The organism is Citrobacter sp. S-77 (genome assembly GCF_963864895.1).
In the GTDB taxonomy this organism is placed as follows: domain Bacteria; phylum Pseudomonadota; class Gammaproteobacteria; order Enterobacterales; family Enterobacteriaceae; genus Citrobacter; species Citrobacter murliniae.
Genome location: NZ_CAWLWU010000002.1, coordinates 536,221 through 560,933, shown reverse-complemented (window position 1 = coordinate 560,933; position 24,713 = coordinate 536,221). Strand labels below are relative to the sequence as shown.

The following is a 24,713-nucleotide window of genomic DNA, read 5'->3' as shown; positions in this document are numbered from 1 at the left end:
CTAAAAGCATATCGCATTCGCCTGGAGCCTGATTGATGACTTACATTGCTCGTTTTAACGGTCTACTACTACTAAACGCATCTTCGTTGCGCGGTAGACTGGTGAACGACATTCAGCATTAAGTCAGCTCCAGTTAAGACAAAAAACCCGCGCCGTTGCGCGGGTTTTTTTATGCTCGAAGCAAGGCGCCCTAAACACCAAGGACCTAAACCATGAGCCAGCAAGTCATTATTTTCGATACCACCTTACGCGATGGTGAACAGGCGTTACAGGCAAGCCTGAGTGTAAAAGAAAAACTGCAGATTGCTCTGGCTCTCGAGCGTATGGGCGTTGACGTGATGGAAGTGGGTTTCCCTGTTTCGTCGCCGGGTGACTTTGAATCAGTACAAACCATCGCCCGTCAGGTTAAAAACAGCCGCGTTTGTGCATTAGCCCGCTGTGTAGAAAAAGATATCGACGTCGCGGCTGAATCCCTGAAAGTGGCAGAGGCTTTCCGTATTCATACGTTTATTGCCACCTCACCGATGCATATTGCGACCAAGCTGCGCAGTACGCTGGATGAAGTTATTGAGCGGGCTATCTATATGGTTAAACGCGCTCGTAATTACACGGATGACGTTGAATTCTCGTGCGAAGACGCTGGCCGAACCCCTATTGCTGATCTGGCTCGCGTGGTGGAAGCGGCTATTAATGCGGGAGCCAGAACCATCAATATCCCCGATACCGTCGGTTACACCATGCCTTTCGAATTTGGGGCAATTATTTCCGGTCTGTATGAACGCGTACCGAATATCGACAAAGCGATCATATCTGTACACACCCATGACGATTTAGGTCTGGGTGTCGGTAATGCGCTGGCGGCAGTGCATGCGGGGGCTCGTCAGGTAGAAGGGGCAATGAACGGTATCGGTGAACGTGCTGGTAACTGCTCGCTGGAAGAAGTCATCATGGCGATCAAAGTCCGCAAAGATATCCTGAATGTGCAGACCCGCATCAATCACCAGGAGATCTGGCGTACCAGTCAGATGGTCAGCCAAATCTGTAATATGCCGATTCCGGCAAACAAAGCGATTGTTGGCAGTGGCGCTTTTGCCCACTCCTCAGGCATTCATCAGGACGGCGTGCTGAAAAACCGTGAAAACTACGAAATCATGACCCCGGAATCCATCGGTTTGAATCAGGTGCAGTTGAACCTGACTTCCCGTTCCGGACGTGCCGCCGTAAAACACCGTATGGATGAGATGGGTTACAAAGAGAGTGAATACAGTCTGGATAATCTGTACGACGCATTCCTGAAACTGGCGGATAAAAAAGGTCAGGTATTCGATTACGACCTGGAAGCCCTGGCCTTCATTAACAAACAGCAGGAAGAACCAGAACATTTCCGTCTGGATTATTTCAGCGTGCAGTCAGGTTCTAATGATATCGCTACCGCCTCCGTCAAGCTGGTCTGTGGCGAAGAAGTCAAAGCCGAAGCAGCCAACGGCAACGGGCCGGTCGATGCCATTTATCAAGCCATCAACCGTATTACCGATTACAACGTTGAACTGGTGAAATACAGCCTGACCGCGAAAGGCCACGGTAAAGATGCGCTGGGTCAGGTAGATATTGTCGCTAACTATAACGGGCGCCGCTTCCATGGCGTCGGTCTGGCAACAGATATCGTCGAATCTTCCGCAAAAGCGATGGTACATGTGCTGAACAATATCTGGCGCGCCGAAGAAGTCGAAAAAGAATTGCAACGCAAAGCTCAGAACAACGAGAACAATAAGGAAACCGTGTGATGTCGAAGAATTATCATATTGCTGTTTTACCGGGTGACGGTATTGGCCCGGAAGTGATGGCGCAAGCCCTGAAGGTACTGGAAGCAATTCGGACGCGTTTTAATATGCGCATTACCACCAGCCACTATGACGTAGGCGGAGCCGCCATCGATAACCACGGTCAGCCGCTGCCACCCGCTACGGTTGAAGGTTGTGAGCAAGCCGATGCCATTCTGTTTGGCTCCGTTGGTGGCCCGAAATGGGAAAACCTGCCGCCAAACCAGCAGCCTGAACGCGGTGCTTTACTGCCATTACGTAAACACTTCAAATTATTCAGCAATCTGCGTCCGGCTAAGCTGTATCAGGGACTCGAAGCATTTTGCCCGCTGCGCGCCGACATCGCCGCCAACGGTTTCGACATCCTGTGCGTACGCGAACTGACCGGAGGCATCTACTTCGGTCAGCCAAAAGGTCGTGAAGGCAGCGGCCAACATGAGAAAGCCTTTGATACCGAGGTGTATCACCGTTTTGAGATTGAACGCATTGCGCGCATCGCCTTTGAGTCTGCACGCCAGCGCCGTCGTAAAGTGACGTCGATTGATAAAGCTAACGTGCTGCAAACCTCTATTTTGTGGCGCGAAATCGTCAATGAAATCGCTAATGAATACCCGGACGTTGAACTGGCTCATATGTACATCGATAACGCCACGATGCAGTTAATCAAAGACCCATCCCAGTTCGACGTGCTGTTGTGCTCAAACCTGTTTGGCGACATTCTGTCTGATGAGTGCGCCATGATCACCGGCTCAATGGGCATGCTGCCCTCTGCCAGCCTCAATGAGCTGGGCTTTGGCCTGTACGAACCCGCTGGCGGCTCCGCTCCGGATATTGCCGGGAAAAATATCGCTAACCCAATTGCCCAGATCCTGTCTCTGGCGCTGCTGTTACGCTACAGCCTGGATGCCAATGATGCAGCCTCCGCTATTGAGAGCGCCATCAACCGCGCATTAGAAGAAGGCATTCGTACGGGCGACTTAGCCCGTGGCGCAGCCGCAGTCAGTACCGATGAAATGGGCGATATCATCGCTCGTTACATCGCAGAAGGGGTGTAATCATGGCCAGAACGTTATACGAAAAATTGTTTGATGCGCACGTGGTGTATGAGGCGCAAAACGAAACTCCGCTGTTATATATCGACAGACATCTGGTGCATGAAGTGACCTCTCCACAGGCATTTGACGGTCTGCGTGCGCACAATCGTCCGGTTCGCCAACCAGGAAAAACCTTCGCGACCATGGATCATAATGTCTCAACGCAAACCAAAGACATTAACGCTTCCGGCGAAATGGCGCGTATTCAGATGCAGGAACTGATCAAAAACTGCAATGAATTCGGCGTCGAGTTGTACGACCTGAACCATCCGTATCAGGGCATCGTCCACGTCATGGGACCGGAGCAAGGCGTGACTTTGCCGGGCATGACCATCGTCTGCGGTGACTCCCACACTGCCACTCATGGTGCGTTTGGCGCGCTGGCGTTTGGTATCGGGACTTCCGAAGTCGAACACGTGCTGGCTACGCAAACCTTGAAACAGGGCCGGGCAAAAACCATGAAGATTGAGGTTAACGGCACTGCTGCTCCGGGTATCACGGCTAAAGATATCGTGCTGGCGATCATTGGTAAAACCGGCAGCGCAGGCGGTACCGGCCATGTGGTTGAGTTTTGTGGCGATGCCATCCGTGCGCTGAGCATGGAAGGCCGTATGACTCTGTGCAATATGGCGATTGAGATGGGTGCTAAAGCGGGTCTGGTCGCGCCGGATGAAACCACGTTTAACTATGTGCAGGGTCGTTTGCATGCGCCGAAAGGCCAGGACTTTGCCAACGCAGTTGAGTACTGGAAAACGTTGAAAACCGACGACGGTGCGACCTTTGATACTATCGTAACTCTGCAGGCCGAAGAGATTGCACCACAGGTAACCTGGGGAACGAATCCAGGCCAGGTGATTTCCGTGAACGATAATATTCCCGACCCAGCATCGTTTACCGACCCAGTTGAGCGCGCTTCGGCAGAAAAAGCGCTGGCTTATATGGGGCTGAAGCCGGGGATCCCGCTGACCGATGTGGCGATCGACAAGGTGTTTATCGGCTCCTGCACTAACTCACGTATAGAAGATTTACGTGCAGCTGCGGAAATCGCTAAAGGGCGTAAAGTCGCGCCAGGGGTACAGGCGCTGGTGGTACCTGGTTCCGGCCCGGTAAAAGCACAGGCAGAAGCGGAAGGGCTGGATAAAATATTCATTGAAGCCGGTTTTGAATGGCGCTTGCCGGGTTGCTCAATGTGTCTGGCAATGAATAATGACCGCCTGAATCCCGGAGAACGTTGCGCTTCCACCAGCAACCGTAATTTTGAAGGTCGTCAGGGCCGCGGTGGACGTACGCACTTAGTCAGCCCGGCAATGGCCGCCGCTGCCGCCGTTACCGGCCATTTTGCCGATATTCGCAGCATCAAATAAGGAAACCACCATGGCAGAGAAATTTACCCAGCATACCGGCCTGGTTGTCCCACTGGATGCCGCCAACGTCGATACTGATGCAATTATTCCTAAACAGTTTCTGCAGAAGGTAACGCGTACCGGTTTCGGCGCACACCTGTTTAATGACTGGCGTTTCCTGGATGAAAAGGGCCAACAACCCAACCCAGAGTTCGTCCTGAACTTCCCGGAATATAAAGGTGCCTCAATTCTGCTGGCGCGGGAAAACTTTGGCTGCGGCTCATCGCGTGAACACGCACCGTGGGCGTTGACTGATTACGGCTTCAAAGTGGTGATTGCACCAAGCTTCGCTGACATCTTTTACGGCAACAGCTTCAACAATCAGCTTCTGCCAGTGAAGTTAAGCGATGTAGAAGTTGATGAGCTGTTCAAACTGGTGCAGGCGCATCCGGGGATCCGCTTTGAAGTGGACCTTGAAGCGCAGGTAGTGAAAGCGGGCGATAAGTCATACAGCTTCAAAATTGATGATTTCCGCCGCCACTGCATGCTCAATGGCCTGGACAGCATCGGCCTGACGTTGCAGCATGAAGACGCCATCTCCGCTTACGAAAATAAGCAACCGGCGTTTATGCGCTGATACTCAACATGCCGGATAGCGACACAAAAGTGTCTTATCCGGCACGCTGATTACACATCTTTTACCCGTCCGGTCATCACCAGCGTAATCAGAGAAATCCCCGCAATCACCCAGTAGACGGCAAAATGCCCGTAGCTTTGCGCCACCGCCCCCTGAATAACCCCCGCCAGAATCACGCCCGTTGAAATACTGTTGGTAAACAACGTCGTCGCCGAACCAGCACGCCCAGGCATCAGATCCTGAAACCACAGCATACCGATCCCCGCAACGATACCGATAAATACCGCATTAAACAGCTGCAGGATAAGTAACGCCGTGTGGCTATGAAAGAAAATAAGGCCGAGATAAAACAACACGCCAGCCGCTACGGCAGTCATCATCATCCGCCGTTTGCCGAAGCGCTTCACGTAATAGCCCGCCAGAATCATCGCCGGAATTTCCAGTCCCGCCGCAGTCCCCATCAGGATCCCGGCAAGCTTGTCAGGCAGACCAAGCTCAAGGCTGATCCACAGCGGCATATCGATGATGTACATGGTGTTACAGGTCCACATCAGCGTAGAGGCGATAAACAACATGCGCACATTTTTATCCTGCCAGCCGCCAGCCTGTTCAAGCGTGACATCAACAGGCTGTGCTACCCGAGCCACGGATGGTAGTATCAGCGCGATCAGCACCAGGCTAATCGCGAAAATGCCTGCGGCAATAGAGAACATCGCCGTAAAACCGTAATTCAGCGCCAGCATAAAGGCCAGCGGCGGTCCAATCACCCACGCCAGCGAAAGCTGGGCACGCATAACCGAACTAAACATCACCACTTCGCGTGCCGAGTTATCAGCATACTCTCGTGCAAGCGCAAACAGCTGTGGCATAGCCGTATTCGCCAGTGAGGCCAGCAGTACTCCGCAGGTTATCAGCGTTAAATAATGGCGATTAAAGGCAAACAACAGCGCGTTACCAATGGCCATCAGGCAGCAGAACATAATCAGTTTACGCCGATCGCCCTGGCTATCTGATCGTTTTGCCAGACCAAGACTAACCGCAATCCCGGCAATCGCATTGACGGTGTAAAACAGACCGACCCAAAATGGCTGCGCCCCAACCTCACGACTCAGAAACAGGCTCAGCGTGGGTGCCTGTAATGCACCCGCCACGCCCATCATGAATGCAACCAGCATAAATGCGGCATAAACGCCGTTAAGGCGCCGTCCCATCGTCATAATCCAGAGCATTACCTTTCCTTTTGAGCAGCGGAAACGAAAAAAAGCCAGCAGGTAATATCTGCTGGCGGGTGAATCGAGGCGGTAGCCTGCACCAATACTCAGTCACACATGATGTCTGCAATTCGGCATTCAGAGGTCAGTTTGTCAGCTCCCACTGCATCAGTTCTTCGAGCATCTTTAAGCGCTGCGGTGCGCTCAGGCAAGCCAACCAGGACAAGCGTTCTGTCGCGGTAAAGTATTTCAACCAGAACTGACGCATAGATGACCCCTTTGTCGTCTCATCGCTTCATCGGAATCTATTATTGACTTAATATAGGGATAATAAAATTGCTGAGTTTTCCGCAGGAGTTCCCCTTTTATGTCTTCTGGTCGTTTGCAACAACAGTTCATCCGTCTGTGGCAATGCTGTGACGGCAAAACGCAAGATACTACGCTGAACGAACTGGCGGAGCTTCTTAGCTGTTCCCGACGCCACATGCGTACCCTGCTTAACACCATGCAGGAACGCGGCTGGCTAACATGGGAAGCAGAAGTCGGACGCGGCAAACGATCGCGCCTGACGTTTCTCTATACCGGGCTTGCGCTCCAGCAGCAGCGTGCAGAAGACCTGCTGGAGCAGGATCGTATTGATCAACTGGTGCAACTGGTCGGGGATAAAACAGCCGTACGGCAAATGCTGGTTTCCCATTTGGGTCGCAGCTTTCGTCAGGGCCGACACATCATGCGTGTCCTCTACTATCGCCCTATGCACAACTTGCTCCCCGGTACAGCGTTACGCCGTTCTGAAACCCACATTGCCCGGCAAATCTTCAGCGCCTTAATTCGGGTAAATGAGGAAAATGGGGAACTGGAAGCCGATATAGCACATCACTGGCAACAAATTTCCCCGCTGCACTGGCGCTTCTTCCTGCGCCCTGGGGTCCATTTTCATCATGGTCGCGAGCTGGAAATGGAAGATGTGATTTCCTCACTCACGCGTATTAACAATCTGCCGCTGTACTCGCACATCACGCAAATTGTTTCCCCCACGGCCTGGACGCTGGATATCCACCTTTCGCAAGCGGATCGCTGGCTTCCCTGGTTATTGGGACAAGTGCCCGCAATGATCCTGCCGCGTGAATGGGAAACGCTCAATAATTTCTCCAGCCACCCCATTGGTACCGGCCCCTATGCGGTAATGCGCAACACGCATAGCCAGCTAAAAATTCACGCATTTGATGATTACTTTGGCTACCGGGCGTTGATCGATGAAGTTAACGTTTGGGTCTTACCGGACATCGGTGAAGAACCTGGCGGCGGTCTGATGCTGAAAGGCCCAACCGAAGATGAAAAAGCGATCGAAAGCCGCCTGGAAGAAGGCTGCTACTACATGCTGTTTGATTCACGTTCCCATCGAGGGGCAAATCAGGACGTTCGCGAATGGGTAAGCCGCATTCTCTCACCGACGAATTTAATTTTTCAGGCTGATGAACAGTATCAACGACACTGGTTCCCCGCCTACGGATTACTCCCCCGCTGGCATCACGCGAGACCAGGACTCGGTGAAAAACCGGCAGGGCTGGAAACGCTGACGCTTACTTACTACCGCGATCATATCGAGCATCGGGTTATCGCGCAGATCATGAAAACATTACTGGCGGAACATCAGGTACAGCTGAATATTGAGGAGATCGACTACGATCAATGGCATGCAGGCGAGACCGTCAGCGATATCTGGCTCAACAGTGCCAACTTTACCTTGCCACTGGACTTCTCACTGTTCGCCCATTTATGCGAAGTCCCGCTGCTGCAAAACTGTATTTCTCTGGACTGGGAAAGCGACGCCGCCCGCTGGCGAACCGGCGAAATGAGTCTGGCAGCGTGGTGCCAGCAACTGCTTGCCAGTAAAGCTATTGTGCCGCTGATCCATCACTGGCTGATCATTCAGGGACAGCGGAGTATGCGCGGGTTACGTATGAATACCCTCGGCTGGTTTGATTTTAAATCTGCATGGTTCGCACCACCGGATCCTTAAGGCTTTTGATTTATTCACGTAATCATTACAATGTGCCGTTCTCAACGGGGTGCTGCGCCGAGTGCGCGGGCTGAGAAAATACCCGTCGAACCTGATCCGGATAACGCCGGCGAAGGGATTTGAGGCTACAGCTCAAGTCCTTTGCCACTCTTTTAATGAGGTGCAAAGTGTTAAAAAAATGTCTTCCCCTGCTGCTACTGTGCGCAGCGCCTGCCTTCGCCAAACCTGTTTTGACTGTCTATACCTACGACTCGTTCGCCGCTGACTGGGGCCCCGGTCCAACCATCAAAAAAGCCTTTGAAGCTGACTGCAACTGTGAGCTAAAACTGGTGGCGCTGGAAGATGGTGTATCACTGCTGAACCGCCTGCGTATGGAAGGAAAAAACAGTAAAGCCGACGTAGTTCTTGGTCTGGACAACAACCTGCTTGAAGCCGCAATGCAAACCAAACTGTTTGCCAAAAGCGACGTGGCGAACGATACCGTCGCAGTCCCTGGCGGCTGGAAAAACGACACGTTTGTACCGTTTGATTACGGCTATTTCGCCTTCGTTTATGACAAAAACAAGCTGAAAAACCCGCCGAAAAGCCTGAAGGAACTGGTCGAGAGCGACCAAAAATGGCGTGTAATCTACCAGGATCCACGCACCAGCACGCCGGGTCTGGGATTGCTGCTGTGGATGCAAAAAGTCTATGGCGATAAAACGCCAGAAGCCTGGCAGAAACTGGCAGCAAAAACCGTCACCGTCACCAAAGGCTGGAGTGAAGCCTACGGCCTGTTTCTGAAAGGTGAAAGTGATCTGGTACTAAGCTATACAACTTCTCCTGCGTATCACATCATCGAAGAGAAGAAAGACAACTACGCCGCCGCGAATTTTAGCGAAGGTCACTATCTGCAGGTTGAAGTTGCTGCCCGCACCGCTGCCAGCAAGCAGCCGGAACTTGCAGAAAAATTCCTTAAATTTATGGTCTCTCCGGCATTCCAGAACGCCATTCCGACGGGCAACTGGATGTATCCGGTTACCCAGGTCGCCCTGCCGCCAGGATTTGAGCAACTGGAAAAACCATCTACCGCACTGGAATTTACTCCGCAGCAGGTAGCAACCCAACGTCAGGCATGGATTAGCGAATGGCAACGCGCCGTCAGCCGTTAATACCCGGCTGGCTGATACCAGGGCTTTCAGCCGCCACGCTGATGGTGGCTGTCGCTCTGGCAGCATTTCTGGCGCTGTGGTTTAACGCGCCACAAGGAGACTGGTTCTCGCTGTTGCAGGACAGCTACCTGTGGCATGTGGTGCGCTTTTCCTTCTGGCAGGCGTTTTTATCCGCAGCGCTGTCCGTCATCCCGGCGATTTTCCTCGCCAGAGCACTCTATCGCCGCCGTTTTCCCGGACGTCTGGCGTTGCTGCGCCTGTGCGCGATGACGCTTATCCTGCCTGTGCTGGTCGCCGTCTTTGGTATCCTCAGCGTATATGGTCGCCAGGGCTGGCTGGCCTCAATCTGGCAAACATTCGGACTGGAATGGACGTTTTCCCCGTACGGCCTGCAGGGCATTCTGCTGGCCCACGTCTTTTTCAATCTCCCAATGGCCAGCCGCTTACTGCTGCAATCACTGGAGAATATTCCCGGTGAACAGCGTCAGCTCGCAGCGCAGTTAGGTATGCGCGGCTGGCATTTCTTCCGCTTTGTTGAATGGCCATGGCTGCGTCGTCAGATCCTCCCCGTCGCTGCACTCATCTTTATGCTGTGTTTCGCCAGCTTCGCTACCGTCTTGTCGCTCGGTGGTGGGCCACAAGCAACCACCATTGAGCTGGCTATCTATCAGGCGCTGAGCTTTGATTACGATCCTGCCCGAGCCGCCATGCTGGCGCTGATCCAGATGATTTGTTGTTTAGCCCTTGTGCTGCTTAGCCAACGTCTGAGCCGGGCGATCGCCCCCGGTACCACGCTGGTCCAGGGGTGGCGCGATCCCGACGATCGCCTGCACAGCCGCCTAGCTGACGCAATCCTGATTATTCTGGCCCTGCTGCTGTTGCTGCCGCCGCTGCTGGCGGTGATGGTCGATGGTTTAAATCGCCATGTACTGGATGTGCTTATGCAGCCAGTACTGTGGCAAGCGCTGTGGACCTCACTGCGCATCGCGCTGGCAGCAGGCATGTTGTGCGTTATTCTCACCATGATGCTGCTATGGAGCAGCCGCGAACTGCGTGCCCGACAGCAGGTACTGGCAGGCCAGACGCTGGAACTTAGCGGCATGATGATACTCGCCATGCCGGGCATTGTGCTGGCTACCGGCTTCTTCCTGTTGCTTAACGACACTATCGGGCTACCGGACTCTGCGGATGGCATTGTCATTTTCACCAATGCGCTGATGGCGATCCCTTACGCGTTAAAAGTGCTGGAAAATCCAATGCGTGATGTAACCACACGCTACAGTAGGTTGTGTCAATCTTTGGGTATTGAAGGGTGGTCACGGCTGAAAGTGGTTGAACTGCGCGCCCTGAAACGTCCGCTGGCGCAGGCAATGGCCTTTGCCTGCGTGCTCTCTATTGGCGATTTTGGCGTGGTGGCGTTGTTTGGTAATGATGATTTCCGCACGTTGCCATTTTACCTGTATCAGCAAATTGGTTCTTATCGCAGCCAGGATGGTGCGGTAACGGCATTATTGTTGCTTATCCTGTGCTTTACGCTGTTTACCGTTATTGAGAAATTACCGGGTCGAAATGTTAAAACTGATTGATATCACATGGCTGTACCACCATTTGCCGATGCGCTTTACGTTGTCAGTTGCGCGGGGTGAGCAGGTCGCGGTACTTGGGCCAAGCGGTGCCGGGAAAAGTACCCTATTGAATCTGATCGCCGGATTTCTGACACCGGCCAGCGGTACCATGTTGATTGAAGGTGAAGATCACACCGCCACGCCGCCCTCTCGTCGTCCTGTTTCCATGCTGTTTCAGGAAAACAACCTGTTCAGTCACCTGAGCGTACAGCAAAACATTGGCCTGGGCCTTAATCCGGGATTAAAACTGAACGCGTTTCAGCAGGAGAAAATGCACCATATCGCCAAACAAATGGGGATCGAAAACCTGCTGGAGAGACTTCCCGGCGAGCTTTCCGGCGGACAGAGGCAACGCGTCGCTCTGGCACGCTGTCTGGTTCGCGAACAGCCCGTGTTACTGCTCGACGAACCGTTTTCCGCGCTCGACCCCGCTCTGCGTCAGGAGATGCTAACGCTGGTAGCCGATGTTTGTCGTGAGAAGCAATTGACTCTGCTGATGGTGTCACACAGCGTAGAAGACGCCGCGCGTATTGCGCCGCGTTCAATTGTGGTCGCCGACGGACGTATAGCGTGGCAAGGCAAAACGGATGAGTTATTAAGCGGTCATGCCAGTGTCTCAGCATTGCTCGGAATTGAGCGTCAGTAGCCAACCACTTTGCGCAGAATATCAATATAAACAGGCATCAATGGATGGCGCACCAGGGCAACCAGCGCAACAACGCCGATACCGAGAATAAGTGGTGCCAGCCAGAGCAGACGGCCTCGTGGCAAATACGGCGTTAAACGATCAACCGCGGCTTTGCCACTGCGCCACAGTCGCCAGCACAGCCAGCCTCCAACCCACAGCAGCAGCGCCGTCGCCAGCAACAACCATTTGAAATCCCCGCTCTGTATCTCAGAAGGAATATCAATCGCCGCGCCAGCCAGAATACCCGGCAAAAAATAGAAAGGGGGCCACAGTATGCAACCAATGATATTGGGCACGATAAATTTTGTGACCGGCAGATCCAGCATACCCGCCACCATCGGCACCAGCGGGCGCGTCGGCCCTACAAAACGGCCTACCAGAATGGTGAACATGCTGTGCTGATGGAGCGCATGTTCAGTTTTATCCAGTAATGCCTTGTTCTTTTTCATAAAAGACCAGCGATGAAGCGGCTTTTTAAAGCGCCATCCCAGCCAGAAAGAGATCCAGTCACCCAACAAACAACCAACGATGCCCGCAAGCCAGGCGTGCCAGAAGTTCAGTTCACCACTGCCAATCAGTGCGCCCAGCCCCGCCATCATTACGGTACCGGGTAAAATCAGGCCCACCAACGCCAGTGACTCCAGAAAAGCCACCAGTAGTACGGCTATCAAAGAGTACACGGCGGACTGGAGGATAAAGTGTTCCAGCAATGCTTGCATAATGTGTCCGTCAGATTTACGAAGCAGGGATTCTGATAACCCTTCCCAACTTCGTCAAGCCATCATTTGTCTGAATAGTTTGCGAGATATGACAACTTTCAGGACACATCATTCACTTTTTATTCACACCCTGCACGAAATTCGCTTGGGCTGGCACCGGTACATTTCTTGAAAACACGCGAGAAATAGAGCTGATCGTCAAATCCAACATTACGCCCGACCGTAGCGATAGGCATGCGCGTGGTACTCAACAGGAGTTTAGCCTGGCTAATACGCTGATCCTCACGCCAGCTCAATACGCTAATACCCAACTGCTGGCGGAACAGGTGCGATAAACGCGATGGCGACAGGCAGACATGTTGTGCGACGCTGGCAATATCAAAATTGCTGTCTGCAAGGTGATCGCTGATGTACTGGCAGGCATCACGTACGCGGTTATCCATCGGCGGGTGCAGCGATTCATTAATTGCTTCCATACGTCTGAGCAGCAGTTGCTCCAGCAGATTAATCGCCAGCAGTTCCGAGTATCGCCCTTCCCCCTGTCCGGCACTGATGATCTGACCAAACAGTTCGTTAAAATGCGGCTGATGCGCTTCGTCCGGACGAAAAAAACCAGTCTGAGCAAAAATCGTCGGCCAGGTCAGCCACTCCTGCCAGTATGCGCGTGGTCGAAAATAGACCCACTGGTGATACCATTCGCTGGCATCGGGGTGGCGTCCGTAGTGGTGAATTTCACCCGGTGGGAACAATAAAATATCACCTGGCCGGCAGACAAACTGCTTGCCCTGATTATTGATAACCCCTTCCCCACGGATGGTAAGGTTCAGGATATAGCCCTTCATGCCTAACGGCCTGTCGATAAAAAAATCCAGGTATCCGTTTGCTTCAATGGGGGTTAATCCCGCCACCAGATGTGCGTTAAACGAATAACCCGGCAGCAAGGGATCGTTTTGCGTTTCAGCCATAATTTCAATACTCCCGATGCTCTGATAAGAAACAAATCGTCCATATTGCGCAAGACATCGTCACCCTCGCTTTAGTGGATCGCCGTGTTTTCAGAAATTGACCATAAACCCCGCTTGTGAAAAGCATCTTGTAAAAAAGCCGTACCACATCGACGACAAAAACGGCTAACAAAAGTGTCTATAACTACGGCAGAAATGTCCACATTGATTATTTGCACAGCGTCACACTTTGTGATGTCACAGCATTTTAATCCATAAGATTAGCGGATCCTGCCTGACGGTTTTTATCCCTACTATCTACTGTTTATCCATACCTGTTTTTTTGGATGGAGCAAGACGATGGCAATTGCAATTGGCCTCGATTTTGGTAGTGATTCAGTACGAGCTCTGGCGGTGGACTGTGACAGCGGCAAGGAAATCGCCACCAGCGTAGAGTGGTATCCACGCTGGCAGGAAGGGCTGTATTGCGATGGCCCAAATAACCAGTTTCGCCATCATCCGCGTGACTATATTGAATCAATGGAAGCGGCGCTCAAAACTGTGCTGGCCGAACTGAGCGCTGAGCAGCGCGAGGAAGTGGTCGGGATTGGCGTTGACAGTACGGGGTCAACCCCGGCTCCCGTTGATGCCGATGGCAACGTCCTCGCACTGCACCCGGCGTTCGCTGACAACCCGAACGCCATGTTCGTGTTGTGGAAAGATCACACTTCAGTAGAAGAAGCAGAAGAAATTACCCGCCTGTGCCACACGCCAGGCAAAGCCGATTATTCCCGCTATATCGGCGGTGTTTACTCCAGCGAATGGTTCTGGGCAAAAATCCTGCACGTTACCCGTCAGGACAACGCTGTTGCACAGGCCGCAGCCTCCTGGGTTGAACTGTGTGACTGGGTTCCGGCCCTGCTCTCAAATACTGTGCGTCCACAGGATATTCGTCGTGGACGCTGTAGCGCCGGACACAAGTCTCTGTGGCATGAAAGTTGGGGGGGGTTACCTCCGGCAAGTTTCTTTGATGAGCTCGACCCGCTTATCAACCGCCATCTGCAATACCCGATGTTTACTGACACCTTCACCGCTGACCTGCCTGTTGGCACGCTGTGTGCCGAATGGGCGCAACGCCTCGGTTTGCCAGAAAGCGTGGTGATTTCAGGCGGCGCATTTGACTGCCATATGGGAGCAGTCGGCGCAGGAGCGCAACCCAATACGCTGGTAAAAGTTATTGGCACTTCTACCTGCGACATTCTGATAGCCGACAAGCAAAGCGTGGGTGAGCGCGCGGTGAAGGGAATTTGCGGTCAGGTTGATGGCAGCGTCGTACCCCATTTTATTGGTCTGGAGGCTGGTCAATCCGCCTTCGGCGATATCTATGCCTGGTTTAGCCGCGTATTGAGCTGGCCACTGGATCAGCTTGTAGCGCAGCACCCTGAACTGAAAGCTCAAATTAAAGCCAGCCAAAAACAGTTGCTGCCCACGCTGACCGAAGCATGGGCGAATAATCCTTCGCTGGATCATCTGCCGGTGGTACTCGACTGGTTCAACGGTCGTCGTACACCAAATGCCAACCAGCGCCTGAAAGGGGTCATTACCGATCTTAACCTTGCGACCGATGCTCCAGCACTGTTTGGTGGCCTGATTGCCGCAACGGCATTTGGCGCACGTGCCATCATGGAATGCTTTACCGAACAAGGTATTGCAGTCAACAACGTGATGGCCCTCGGCGGCATCGCGCGTAAAAACCCGATCATCATGCAAGCCTGCTGCGACGTACTTAATCGCCCGTTGCAGATTGTCGCTTCAGATCAATGCTGTGCGCTCGGCGCAGCCATCTTTGCCGCCGTCGCCGCAAAAGTTCACGCCGATATCCCGACCGCTCAGCAAAAAATGGCAAGTGCTGTGGAAAACACGCTGCAACCTCGCACCGAACAAGCTCAACGTTTTGAACAGCTTTATCGCCGCTACCAGCAGTGGGCTGTAAGCGCTGAACAACAATATCTTCCGACTGCCGCTCCGGCGCAAACAGCCCCGGTCAACCAGGCAACCCTGACACATTAAGGACACGACAATGACGATTTTTAATAACTATGAAGTGTGGTTTGTGATTGGTAGCCAGCATCTGTATGGGCCAGAAACTCTGCGTCAGGTAACCCAACATGCCGAGCACGTCGTAAACGCGCTGAATACCGAAGCAAAACTGCCCTGCAAACTGGTTTTAAAACCGTTGGGAACTTCACCTGACGAGATCACCGCAATTTGTCGTGATGCCAGCTATGACGATCGTTGCGCTGGGATGGTGGTCTGGCTGCACACCTTCTCTCCGGCCAAAATGTGGATCAACGGCCTGACGATCCTTAACAAGCCGCTGCTGCAGTTTCACACCCAGTTCAACGCTGCCCTACCGTGGGATAGCATTGATATGGACTTTATGAATCTGAACCAGACTGCGCACGGTGGTCGTGAGTTCGGCTTTATCGGCGCGCGAATGCGTCAACAGCATGCCGTCGTCACCGGTCACTGGCAGGACAAGCAGGCGCACGAGCGTATCGGTTCATGGATGCGCCAGGCTGTATCCAAACAGGATACCCGCCACCTGAAAGTGTGCCGCTTTGGCGACAACATGCGTGAAGTGGCTGTCACCGACGGTGACAAAGTTGCCGCCCAGATTAAATTTGGTTTCTCCGTTAACACCTGGGCTGTTGGCGATCTGGTTCAGGTGGTAAACGCTATTAGCGACGGCGACATTAATGCGCTGATCGACGAGTACGAAAGCAGCTACACCATGACACCAGCAACGCAGATCCACGGCGAAAAGCGTCAGAATGTGCTGGAAGCAGCTCGTATTGAACTGGGGATGAAGCGCTTTCTCGAACAGGGTGGGTTCCACGCCTTTACCACCACATTTGAAGATTTGCACGGCCTGAAGCAACTCCCGGGTCTGGCCGTACAGCGTCTGATGCAGCAAGGCTACGGCTTTGCGGGCGAAGGCGACTGGAAAACAGCCGCTCTGCTTCGCATCATGAAGGTGATGTCAACCGGTCTGCAGGGCGGCACCTCATTTATGGAGGATTACACCTACCACTTTGAGAAGGGTAACGATCTGGTGCTCGGCTCGCACATGCTGGAAGTCTGTCCGTCTATCGCGGTGGAAGAGAAACCGATCCTCGACGTACAGCATCTTGGCATCGGTGGTAAAGACGATCCTGCCCGCTTGATCTTCAACACCAAAACCGGCCCGGCAGTAGTTGCCAGCCTGATCGATCTCGGCGATCGCTTTCGTCTGCTGGTTAACTGCATTGATACGGTACAAACCCCGCACGACCTGCCGAAACTACCGGTGGCTAACGCATTATGGAAAGCCCAGCCGGATCTCCCCACCGCATCAGAGGCCTGGATCCTTGCTGGTGGCGCACACCATACCGTCTTCAGTCACGCGCTGGATCTGAACGACATGCGTCAGTTTGCTGAAATGCACGATATCGAGATCACCGTGATCGACAACGATACACGCCTGCCGGCCTTCAAGGACGCGCTGCGCTGGAATGAGGTGTATTACGGTTTGAAACGTTAAGGGTGATAAACATGTTAGACGATCTCAAACGTCAGGTACTGGAAGCGAACCTGGCGCTACCGAAGCACAACCTGGTTACCCTGACCTGGGGAAACGTTAGTGCCGTGGACCGCGAGCGCGGCGTATTTGTAATAAAACCTTCCGGTGTCGATTACAGTGTTATGACCGCTGATGATATGGTCGTCATCAGTATTGCAACGGGTGAAGTGGTAGAAGGAGAGAAAAAACCGTCTTCCGATACCCCAACCCACCGTTTGCTGTATCAGGCGTTTCCGACCATTGGCGGCATTGTCCACACCCATTCGCGTCACGCGACCATCTGGGCACAGGCAGGTCAGTCGATTCCGGCAACAGGCACAACCCATGCGGACTACTTCTACGGGACTATTCCCTGCACGCGTCAAATGACCGACGCCGAAATCAACGGGGAATATGAGTGGGAAACCGGTAATGTGATCGTTGAAACCTTCGAGAAGCAAGGCATTGACGCAGCGCAAATGCCGGGGGTGCTGGTGCACTCTCACGGCCCGTTTGCCTGGGGTAAAAATGCCGAAGACGCCGTACACAACGCGATTGTGCTGGAAGAAGTCGCCTATATGGGGATCTTCTGCCGCCAGCTCGCGCCACAACTGCCGAATATGCAGCAAACCCTGCTAGACAAACACTATCTGCGTAAACACGGTGCCAAGGCCTATTACGGACAGTAGCGAATTACTCAAGCAGTGCAGCGCGCTCTGGCGGCATACAACTGTATAAAACCACAGCAAACTCCTCAGAACCAGGCTATAATCATGCCTGGTTTTTTGATGGATACACAGCGTGGCGCAGGCAGGTTTTATTTTAACCCGACACTGGCGGGATACCCCGCAGGGGACAGAGGTTTCATTCTGGCTGGCAACAGACGATGGGCCACTGCTTGTCACGCTTGCGCCTCAAGAGTCGGTCGCCTTTATCCCCACAAGTCAGGTTTCCCGAGTCACCTCATTATTAAGTAGTGAAAACGGCTATCGCCTGACGCCGCTCAATTTGCAAGATTTTCACCGACAACCTGTTTCTGGCCTGTATTGCCGTTCACATCGTCAGCTTATGCGTCTGGAAAAACTGCTGCGAGAAAACGCAGTGACGGTGTACGAGGCAGACGTGCGCCCACCAGAGCGTTATCTGATGGAACGCTTTGTCACGTCCCCCGTTTGGGTCGAAGGCGACAGACGCGGCAACACGCTTGTAAATGCCCGCCTGAAGCCGAATCCAGACTACCGTCCCCCTCTGAAATGGGTATCACTGGATATCGAAACGACACGACACGGTGAACTGTACTGCATTGGCCTTGAAGGCTGCGGACAACGCATTGTGTATATGCTCGGCCCGGCAAATGGTGATGCCTCACAGCTTGATTTTGCACTTGAGTACGTGGCAAGTCGTCCTCAGTTGCTGGAAAAACTCAACGACTGGATAGCACGTCACGATCCTGATGTGATTATCGGCTGGAACGTGGTGCAGTTCGATTTACGCGTCTTGCAAAATCATGCCGAACGTTATCGTATTCCACTGCGTTTTGGCCGCGATAACAGCGAGCTGGAGTGGCGCGAGCATGGTTTCAAAAATGGCGTTTTTTTCGCCCAGGCTAAAGGCCGTCTGATTATTGACGGCATTGAAGCGCTTAAATCAGCATTCTGGAATTTCTCATCGTTTTCACTGGAGACGGTTTCGCAAGAGCTGCTGGGAGAAGGGAAATCTATTGATAACCCGTGGGATCGAATGGACGAAATTGACCGCCGATTCGCTAACGATAAGCCTGCGCTTGCCACATACAACCTTAAAGACTGCGAACTGGTCACGCGCATTTTTCATAAAACTGAAATCATGCCATTTCTGCTGGAACGCTCGACGGTCAACGGCCTGCCTGTCGACCGGCACGGTGGTTCCGTTGCCGCCTTCGGCCATCTCTATTTACCGCGCATGCACCGCGCCGGCTACGTGGCACCGAATCTGGGGGAAGTCCCCCCTCACGCCAGCCCCGGCGGCTACGTGATGGATTCGCGCCCGGGTTTGTACGATTCCGTGCTGGTACTGGACTATAAAAGCCTATATCCCTCAATCATTCGGACTTTTTTAATCGACCCGGTGGGGTTAATTGAAGGTATGGCGCATCCTGACCCGGTACACAGTACCGAAGGTTTTCTTGATGCCTGGTTCTCGCGCGAAAAACACTGCCTCCCGGAGATCGTTACCCAGATCTGGCACGGACGCGATGAGGCTAAACGCCGCGGTAATAAGCCGCTTTCTCAGGCGCTGAAAATCATCATGAACGCGTTTTACGGCGTGCTTGGAACAACCGCCTGTCGTTTTTTTGATCCACGGCTGGCTTCATCAATTACCATGCGCGGCCATGCGATCATGCGCCAGACCAAAGCACTGATTGAAGCTCAGGGATACGACGTCATCTATGGCGATACCGACTCAACCTTTGTCTGGCTCAAAGGCGCATACTCAGAAGAGGAGGCCGGAAGGATTGGCCAGCAATTGGTGAATAACGTCAATACCTGGTGGGCACAATCGCTGCAACAACAGAATTTGACCAGCGCCCTGGAACTGGAGTTTGAAACCCACTTCTGCCGTTTTCTGATGCCGACGATTCGCGGTGCGGATACGGGCAGCAAGAAACGCTACGCCGGACTCATTCAGGATGGAGACCAACAGCGTATGGTCTTCAAAGGGCTGGAAACAGTGCGCACCGACTGGACGCCGCTGGCGCAGCAGTTTCAGCAAACGCTGTATCTGCGTATTTTTCGTAACGAGCCCTATCAGGAGTTTATCCGCGAAACCATTGATAAACTGATGGCGGGAGAGCTTGATGACCAACTGGTTTACCGCAAGCGCCTGCGTCGCCCGTTGAACGAATACCAACGTAATGTGCCGCCACACGTGCGTGCCGCACGGCTTGCTGACGAACAAAACGTAAAGCTGGGCCGCCCTCCGCAGTATCAAAACCGCGGTACCATCAAATATGTCTGGACGATAAACGGCCCGGAACCGGTGGATTATCAATTATCTGCGCTGGATTACGAACATTATCTTACGCGCCAGCTACAGCCTGTTGCGGAGGGAATTCTTCCCTTTATTGATGATAACTTTGCTACACTACTCACAGGGCAACTGGGGTTATTTTGACGCGTGACGAATGCGTCGCCATCCAGTACCATAGCGCCCTTTCCATTCCTGGACCCATTTAACATCACTACCACTGATTTATTAGCCTGGTAGCGGTGTCGTATGCTCTCAAAAACTCGGGGTGCCCGAATAATGACGAGTATTGCCTGCAATTAAAGATATAGAGCCGAACACATATGCCTTTTACACTTGGTCAACGCTGGATCAGCGATACAGAAAGCGAATTGGGACTTGGTACTGTTGTCGCCATGGATGCGCGAACCGTCACATTACTTTTCTCATCAACGGGTGAAAACCGTCTGTACTCGCGCAGTGATTCCCCCGTGACCCGGGTGATGTTCAATCCTGGCGATACGATAACAAGCCATGAAGGTTGGCAGCTGCATGTCGATGAAGTAAAAGAAGAAAACGGCCTGCTTGCTTATATCGGGACCCGCCTTGATACCGAAGAAACCGGTGTGATGCTGCGTGAAGTACTACTCGACAGCAAACTGGTATTCAGTAAACCGCAGGATCGCCTGTTTGCTGGTCAAATCGACCGTATGGACCGCTTTGCTCTGCGCTACCGTGCGCGTAAATTTCAGAGCGAGCAGTACCGTATGCCGTGGAGTGGTTTGCGCGGTCAACGCACCAGCCTGATCCCTCATCAGCTCAATATTGCCCATGATGTCGGTCGTCGCCATGCCCCCCGTGTTCTGCTGGCAGACGAAGTTGGCTTAGGAAAAACAATTGAAGCCGGGATGATCCTGCATCAACAGTTGCTGTCTGGCGCCGCAGAGCGTGTGCTGATCATCGTCCCTGAGACGTTACAGCATCAGTGGCTGGTCGAAATGTTGCGCCGTTTCAACCTGCGCTTTGCGCTGTTTGATGATGAGCGCTATGCCGAAGCGCAGCATGACGCCTACAACCCGTTTGAAACCGAACAACTGATCATCTGCTCGCTGGACTTTGCCCGTCGCAATAAGCAACGTCTGGAACATCTGTGCGACGCCGAGTGGGATCTGCTGGTGGTCGATGAAGCTCATCACCTGGTGTGGAGCGAAGATGCGCCAAGCCGTGAATATATGGCGATTGAACAGCTGGCTGAGCGCGTACCGGGGATCCTGCTGCTGACCGCAACGCCGGAACAGCTGGGCATGGAAAGCCACTTTGCACGTTTGCGCCTGTTGGATCCAAGTCGTTTCCACGATTTCGAGCAGTTCGTTGAAGAGCAAAAAAATTACCGTCCGGTTGCCGATGCCGTTGCTATGCTGCTGGCAGGCAAGAAGCTGAGCAACGATGAGCTAAACATGCTGGGTGAGATGATTGGCGAGCAGGACATTGAGCCATTGTTGCAAGCTGCGAACAGCGATAGTGACGACGCCCAGAGTGCACGTCAGGAGCTGGTTTCGATGCTGATGGACAGACATGGCACCAGCCGCGTACTGTTCCGTAACACTCGTAACGGCGTGAAAGGCTTCCCGAAACGCGAGCTGCATACCATCAAGCTGCCGCTGCCAACCCAATACCAGACCGCAATTAAAGTCTCCGGCATTATGGGTGCGCGCAAGAGCGCGGAAGATCGCGCACGCGACATGCTCTACCCGGAACAGATTTACCAGGAATTCGAAGGCGATACCGGTACCTGGTGGAATTTTGATCCGCGCGTTGAGTGGCTGATGGGCTACCTGACCAGCCATCGCTCGCAGAAAGTGCTGGTTATCTGTGCGAAAGCGACCACCGCGTTGCAGTTGGAACAGGTGCTGCGTGAGCGCGAAGGCATTCGCGCCGCCGTGTTCCATGAAGGTATGTCGATCATTGAACGTGACCGTGCCGCCGCCTGGTTTAGCGAAGAAGACAGCGGCGCACAGGTGATGCTGTGCTCTGAAATCGGCTCTGAAGGCCGTAACTTCCAGTTTGCCAGCAATCTGGTGATGTTTGATCTGCCTTTTAACCCGGATCTGCTGGAACAGCGTATCGGCCGTCTGGACCGTATTGGTCAGGCGCATGATATTCAGATCCACGTCCCCTTCCTGGAAAAAACCGCGCAGTCTGTGCTGGTGCGCTGGTACCACGAAGGTCTGGATGCGTTCGAACACACCTGCCCGACCGGACGTACCATCTATGATACGGTCTACAATAATCTGATTGGTTATCTGGCAGAACCGGAAAACAACGAGGGATTTGATGACCTGATCAAAACCTGCCGCGAACAGCACGACGCACTGAAAGCGCAACTGGAGCAAGGGCGTGACCGTCTGCTGGAAATTCACTCCAATGGCGGCGAAAAAGCACTGGCGCTGACCGAAAGTATTGAAGAGCAGGACGATGACACCAGCCTGATCGCGTTCGCCATGAACCTGTTTGATATCGTCGGTATTAATCAGGATGACCGTGGTGATAACTTAATTGTCCTGACGCCATCCGACCATATGCTGGTTCCTGACTTTCCGGGACTGCCAGAAGATGGCTGTACCATTACGTTTGAGCGTGATGTGGCGCTGTCGCGTGAAGATGCCCAATTTATTACCTGGGAACACCCGCTGATCCGCAACGGTCTGGATCTGATCCTTTCCGGAGACACCGGTAGCAGTACCATTTCCCTTTTGAAGAACAAAGCATTACCAGTAGGCACACTGCTTGTTGAACTGATCTACGTCGTTGAAGCGCAAGCGCCGAAACAGCTACAGTTAAACCGCTTCCTGCCGCCAACACCGGTACGCATGTTGCTGGATAAAAATGGTAATAACCTCGCCGCGCAGGTTGAGTTTGAAACCTTTAACCGTCAGCTCAGTGCCGTTAACCGCCACACCGGAAGCAAACTGGTCAACGCCGTGCAACAGGATGTCCACGCGATTTTGCAGTTGGGCGAAGCACAGGTTGAGAAGTCTGCCCGGGCATTGATCGACGCCGCGCGCAAAGAAGCGGACGAGAAGCTGACTGCGGAGCTGTCGCGCCTGGAAGCACTACGCGCTGTTAACCCAAACATCCGTGATGACGAACTTGCTGCAATCGAAAGCAACCGTCAACAGGTGATGGATAGCCTGGATCAGGCGGGCTGGCGCCTGGATGCCTTGCGTCTGATCGTCGTGACGCACCAGTAACGGAGTCATACATGGGGATGGAAAACTACAATCCGCCGCAGGAACCCTGGTTGGTTATCCTGTATCAGGATGAACACATTATGGTGGTCAACAAACCGAGCGGTTTGTTGTCCGTGCCGGGTCGTCTTGAAGAGCACAAAGACAGCGTGATGACACGTGTTCAGCGCGACTATCCACAGGCTGAATCCGTACATCGTCTGGATATGGCAACCAGCGGTGTGATTGTAGTGGCGCTGACCAAAGCGGCAGAGCGCGAGCTAAAACGTCAGTTTCGCGAGCGTGAGCCGAAGAAGCAATATGTCGCGCGCATCTGGGGACATCCCTCACCTGCCGAGGGACTGGTTGATTTACCACTGATTTGTGACTGGCCGAACCGACCAAAGCAGAAAGTGTGTTATGAAACCGGCAAATCCGCGCAGACCGAGTATGAAGTCGTGGAGTTTGCTGCGGATAATACCGCCCGGGTGGTGCTCAAACCTATTACCGGGCGTTCCCATCAGCTTCGCGTACATATGCAGGCGTTAGGGCATCCGATTCTGGGCGATCGCTTCTATGCCCCGCCGGAAGCCCTGGCGATGGCACCACGCTTGCTACTGCATGCGGAGATGCTAACCATCACCCACCCCGCCTACGGCAACAGTATGACGTTTAAAGTCCCGGCAGATTTTTAAATCTCAGAGCCAATTTATGCCGGAGACGCTTCGTTTGCCCGGCCTACATTCATAACGTAGGCCGGATAAGACGCCAGCCGCCATCCGACAAAGCAATCACTTGAACCCTTTTTGATCCTTAATCAACTCGTAAGCTTTTTGGATTTCCTGCGCTTTCTGTTTCGCCATTTCCATCATCTCCGGCGGCAACCCTTTCGCAACCAGTTTATCAGGATGGTGCTCACTCATCAGTTTGCGATAGGCTCGCTTAATGGTCGTCGCATCATCGGTTGCTTTAACGCCAAGCACGTTACAGGCATCTTCCAGCGTAGGTCCTCGTTGCGCCTGCTGCCAGCCGCCACCAGACTGCTGCTGGTATCCTCCACCAAACTGCGCGCCCCCCTGCATCATGCGCAGGAACTGATCAAATTGCGTACGCGAGATCCCCAGTTCTTCTGCAATTACGTACAGCACTTCGCGTTCGTTAGGATGCAATGACCCATCGGCAAACGCGGCCTGGATCTGAATCTCCAGAAACATGCGGATCAGATCGAAACGGCCAAAACAGACGCTACGAAACTGGCGCATCTTTTCACGTAATGGGTAATTATCTGATTTTCCCACCCGGAAGGCATGCTGAGCGGCGGTACGTGAGTCACCGTGCAAATTCATCCGATCCATCAGTTGGCTGGCAATATGGATATCTGCTTCCGTGACGCGTCCTTTGGATTTGGTCAGATGTCCCATCACCTCAAAAGTGGTGGCAAAAAACAGTGCCTGACGTTCACGTTGATTCGCAAACCATGCCATTTTGCGCATGCGAGCTTTGTCGAACATATGGCCAACTAACAGGCCCAAAACCACGCCCCAGAAGCCGCCGCCCATCATTAAGGCCACGGCTACACCAATAATCTTTCCCCAATACTGCATAGACTCCCCAAATCTTTATGCTGTCAGCCAGGCTATGTCCC

General features: G+C 53.2%; 20 protein-coding genes and 1 riboswitch. Of the genes, 15 read left to right on the top strand and 5 right to left on the bottom strand.

All coding sequences use genetic code 11. From position 1 onward, the window contains the following. Positions 1-35: 35 nt before the first annotated feature. From leuL to leuD, 5 genes are all read left to right on the top strand, one after another. Positions 36-122 carry a leu operon leader peptide gene (gene leuL / locus AACS05_RS03310; RefSeq protein WP_049002746.1) on the top strand — a complete coding sequence of 29 codons (87 nt, stop codon included), beginning with the start codon at positions 36-38 and terminating at the stop codon, positions 120-122. A 90-nt stretch (positions 123-212) separates the two neighbouring features. Continuing rightward, positions 213-1,784, top strand: coding sequence for a 2-isopropylmalate synthase (gene leuA / locus AACS05_RS03305; RefSeq protein ID WP_045439770.1), 1,572 nt, complete (start codon positions 213-215; stop codon positions 1,782-1,784). After that, positions 1,784-2,875: a 3-isopropylmalate dehydrogenase gene (gene leuB / locus AACS05_RS03300; RefSeq protein ID WP_045439760.1), complete on the top strand. Its 1,092-nt coding sequence runs from the start codon at positions 1,784-1,786 to the stop codon at positions 2,873-2,875. The genes leuA and leuB overlap by 1 nt, the downstream gene beginning before the upstream one ends. Positions 2,876-2,877: 2 nt before the next feature. After that, on the top strand, positions 2,878-4,278 hold the full coding sequence (gene leuC / locus AACS05_RS03295) for a 3-isopropylmalate dehydratase large subunit (RefSeq protein ID WP_045439758.1): 1,401 nt from the start codon (positions 2,878-2,880) through the stop codon (positions 4,276-4,278). Between the two features lie 10 nt (positions 4,279-4,288). Next, a complete protein-coding gene (gene leuD / locus AACS05_RS03290) occupies positions 4,289-4,894 on the top strand; it encodes a 3-isopropylmalate dehydratase small subunit (RefSeq protein WP_045439755.1) in 606 nt (201 codons plus the stop codon). A gap of 50 nt (positions 4,895-4,944) precedes the next feature. Here the strand turns inward: leuD and AACS05_RS03285 are convergent, their stop codons facing one another. Together AACS05_RS03285 and sgrT are read right to left on the bottom strand one after the other, a co-directional pair. Continuing rightward, positions 4,945-6,123 carry a sugar efflux transporter gene (locus AACS05_RS03285; RefSeq protein ID WP_045439752.1) on the bottom strand — a complete coding sequence of 393 codons (1,179 nt, stop codon included), beginning with the start codon at positions 6,121-6,123 and terminating at the stop codon, positions 4,945-4,947. Positions 6,124-6,250: 127 nt separating this feature from the next. Then, entirely contained in the window at positions 6,251-6,373 is a 123-nt protein-coding gene (gene sgrT / locus AACS05_RS03280; RefSeq protein ID WP_045439749.1) for a glucose uptake inhibitor SgrT, read from the bottom strand. A 99-nt stretch (positions 6,374-6,472) separates the two neighbouring features. Here sgrT and sgrR point away from each other — a divergent pair, with 99 nt between their 5' ends. From sgrR to thiQ, 4 genes are all read left to right on the top strand, one after another. After that, on the top strand, positions 6,473-8,128 hold the full coding sequence (sgrR, locus tag AACS05_RS03275; protein WP_045439740.1) for an HTH-type transcriptional regulator SgrR: 1,656 nt from the start codon (positions 6,473-6,475) through the stop codon (positions 8,126-8,128). Positions 8,129-8,163: 35 nt separating this feature from the next. Then, a riboswitch (TPP riboswitch) is annotated at positions 8,164-8,264 on the top strand. A gap of 31 nt (positions 8,265-8,295) precedes the next feature. After that, positions 8,296-9,279, top strand: coding sequence for a thiamine ABC transporter substrate binding subunit (thiB, locus tag AACS05_RS03270; protein WP_045439737.1), 984 nt, complete (start codon positions 8,296-8,298; stop codon positions 9,277-9,279). Continuing rightward, entirely contained in the window at positions 9,255-10,865 is a 1,611-nt protein-coding gene (gene thiP / locus AACS05_RS03265; RefSeq protein WP_045439734.1) for a thiamine/thiamine pyrophosphate ABC transporter permease ThiP, read from the top strand. Before thiB ends, thiP begins: the two co-directional genes overlap by 25 nt. Then, on the top strand, positions 10,849-11,550 hold the full coding sequence (gene thiQ / locus AACS05_RS03260; RefSeq protein ID WP_045439732.1) for a thiamine ABC transporter ATP-binding protein ThiQ: 702 nt from the start codon (positions 10,849-10,851) through the stop codon (positions 11,548-11,550). Before thiP ends, thiQ begins: the two co-directional genes overlap by 17 nt. Here thiQ and AACS05_RS03255 read toward each other — a convergent pair. Together AACS05_RS03255 and araC are read right to left on the bottom strand one after the other, a co-directional pair. After that, positions 11,544-12,311, bottom strand: a complete 768-nt coding sequence (locus AACS05_RS03255) for a DedA family protein (protein ID WP_045439729.1) — start codon at positions 12,309-12,311, stop codon at positions 11,544-11,546. The genes thiQ and AACS05_RS03255 overlap by 7 nt on opposite strands. A gap of 119 nt (positions 12,312-12,430) precedes the next feature. After that, positions 12,431-13,276: an arabinose operon transcriptional regulator AraC gene (gene araC, locus AACS05_RS03250; protein WP_045439726.1), complete on the bottom strand. Its 846-nt coding sequence runs from the start codon at positions 13,274-13,276 to the stop codon at positions 12,431-12,433. A gap of 339 nt (positions 13,277-13,615) precedes the next feature. Between araC and araB the strand changes: the two genes are divergently transcribed. The 6 genes from araB to rluA all read left to right on the top strand — a co-directional run bounded on the left by araB (position 13,616) and on the right by rluA (position 23,763). Further along, positions 13,616-15,325 carry a ribulokinase gene (gene araB / locus AACS05_RS03245; RefSeq protein ID WP_045439723.1) on the top strand — a complete coding sequence of 570 codons (1,710 nt, stop codon included), beginning with the start codon at positions 13,616-13,618 and terminating at the stop codon, positions 15,323-15,325. A gap of 10 nt (positions 15,326-15,335) precedes the next feature. Continuing rightward, positions 15,336-16,838: an L-arabinose isomerase gene (araA, locus tag AACS05_RS03240; RefSeq protein ID WP_045439719.1), complete on the top strand. Its 1,503-nt coding sequence runs from the start codon at positions 15,336-15,338 to the stop codon at positions 16,836-16,838. Between the two features lie 11 nt (positions 16,839-16,849). Next, entirely contained in the window at positions 16,850-17,545 is a 696-nt protein-coding gene (gene araD / locus AACS05_RS03235; protein WP_045439716.1) for an L-ribulose-5-phosphate 4-epimerase, read from the top strand. A 112-nt stretch (positions 17,546-17,657) separates the two neighbouring features. Continuing rightward, entirely contained in the window at positions 17,658-20,009 is a 2,352-nt protein-coding gene (polB, locus tag AACS05_RS03230) for a DNA polymerase II (RefSeq protein ID WP_045439714.1), read from the top strand. 176 nt (positions 20,010-20,185) lie between these two features. Next, positions 20,186-23,092 (top strand): RNA polymerase-associated protein RapA, encoded by a 2,907-nt coding sequence (gene rapA, locus AACS05_RS03225; protein WP_045439712.1) that lies wholly within the window; start codon positions 20,186-20,188, stop codon positions 23,090-23,092. A gap of 11 nt (positions 23,093-23,103) precedes the next feature. Then, positions 23,104-23,763 (top strand): bifunctional tRNA pseudouridine(32) synthase/23S rRNA pseudouridine(746) synthase RluA, encoded by a 660-nt coding sequence (rluA, locus tag AACS05_RS03220; protein ID WP_045439709.1) that lies wholly within the window; start codon positions 23,104-23,106, stop codon positions 23,761-23,763. Positions 23,764-23,859: 96 nt separating this feature from the next. Here the strand turns inward: rluA and djlA are convergent, their stop codons facing one another. After that, the gene (gene djlA, locus AACS05_RS03215) at positions 23,860-24,672 is read right to left on the bottom strand and encodes a co-chaperone DjlA (RefSeq protein WP_045439706.1); all 813 of its coding nucleotides are present in this window, start codon (positions 24,670-24,672) and stop codon (positions 23,860-23,862) included. Between the last annotated feature and the right edge of the window lie 41 nt (positions 24,673-24,713).

Bases quoted from the DNA above. Each gene is read 5' to 3' on its own strand.
- leuL (WP_049002746.1), top strand. From the start codon at position 36: ATGACTTACATTGCTCGTTTTAACGGTCTACTACTACTAAACGCATCT.
- leuA (WP_045439770.1), top strand. From the start codon at position 213: ATGAGCCAGCAAGTCATTATTTTCGATACCACCTTACGCGATGGTGAA.
- leuB (WP_045439760.1), top strand. From the start codon at position 1,784: ATGTCGAAGAATTATCATATTGCTGTTTTACCGGGTGACGGTATTGGC.
- leuC (WP_045439758.1), top strand. From the start codon at position 2,878: ATGGCCAGAACGTTATACGAAAAATTGTTTGATGCGCACGTGGTGTAT.
- leuD (WP_045439755.1), top strand. From the start codon at position 4,289: ATGGCAGAGAAATTTACCCAGCATACCGGCCTGGTTGTCCCACTGGAT.
- AACS05_RS03285 (WP_045439752.1), bottom strand. From the start codon at position 6,123: ATGCTCTGGATTATGACGATGGGACGGCGCCTTAACGGCGTTTATGCC.
- sgrT (WP_045439749.1), bottom strand. From the start codon at position 6,373: ATGCGTCAGTTCTGGTTGAAATACTTTACCGCGACAGAACGCTTGTCC.
- sgrR (WP_045439740.1), top strand. From the start codon at position 6,473: ATGTCTTCTGGTCGTTTGCAACAACAGTTCATCCGTCTGTGGCAATGC.
- thiP (WP_045439734.1), top strand. From the start codon at position 9,255: ATGGCAACGCGCCGTCAGCCGTTAATACCCGGCTGGCTGATACCAGGG.
- thiQ (WP_045439732.1), top strand. From the start codon at position 10,849: ATGTTAAAACTGATTGATATCACATGGCTGTACCACCATTTGCCGATG.
- AACS05_RS03255 (WP_045439729.1), bottom strand. From the start codon at position 12,311: ATGCAAGCATTGCTGGAACACTTTATCCTCCAGTCCGCCGTGTACTCT.
- araC (WP_045439726.1), bottom strand. From the start codon at position 13,276: ATGGCTGAAACGCAAAACGATCCCTTGCTGCCGGGTTATTCGTTTAAC.
- araB (WP_045439723.1), top strand. From the start codon at position 13,616: ATGGCAATTGCAATTGGCCTCGATTTTGGTAGTGATTCAGTACGAGCT.
- araA (WP_045439719.1), top strand. From the start codon at position 15,336: ATGACGATTTTTAATAACTATGAAGTGTGGTTTGTGATTGGTAGCCAG.
- araD (WP_045439716.1), top strand. From the start codon at position 16,850: ATGTTAGACGATCTCAAACGTCAGGTACTGGAAGCGAACCTGGCGCTA.
- rapA (WP_045439712.1), top strand. From the start codon at position 20,186: ATGCCTTTTACACTTGGTCAACGCTGGATCAGCGATACAGAAAGCGAA.
- rluA (WP_045439709.1), top strand. From the start codon at position 23,104: ATGGGGATGGAAAACTACAATCCGCCGCAGGAACCCTGGTTGGTTATC.
- djlA (WP_045439706.1), bottom strand. From the start codon at position 24,672: ATGCAGTATTGGGGAAAGATTATTGGTGTAGCCGTGGCCTTAATGATG.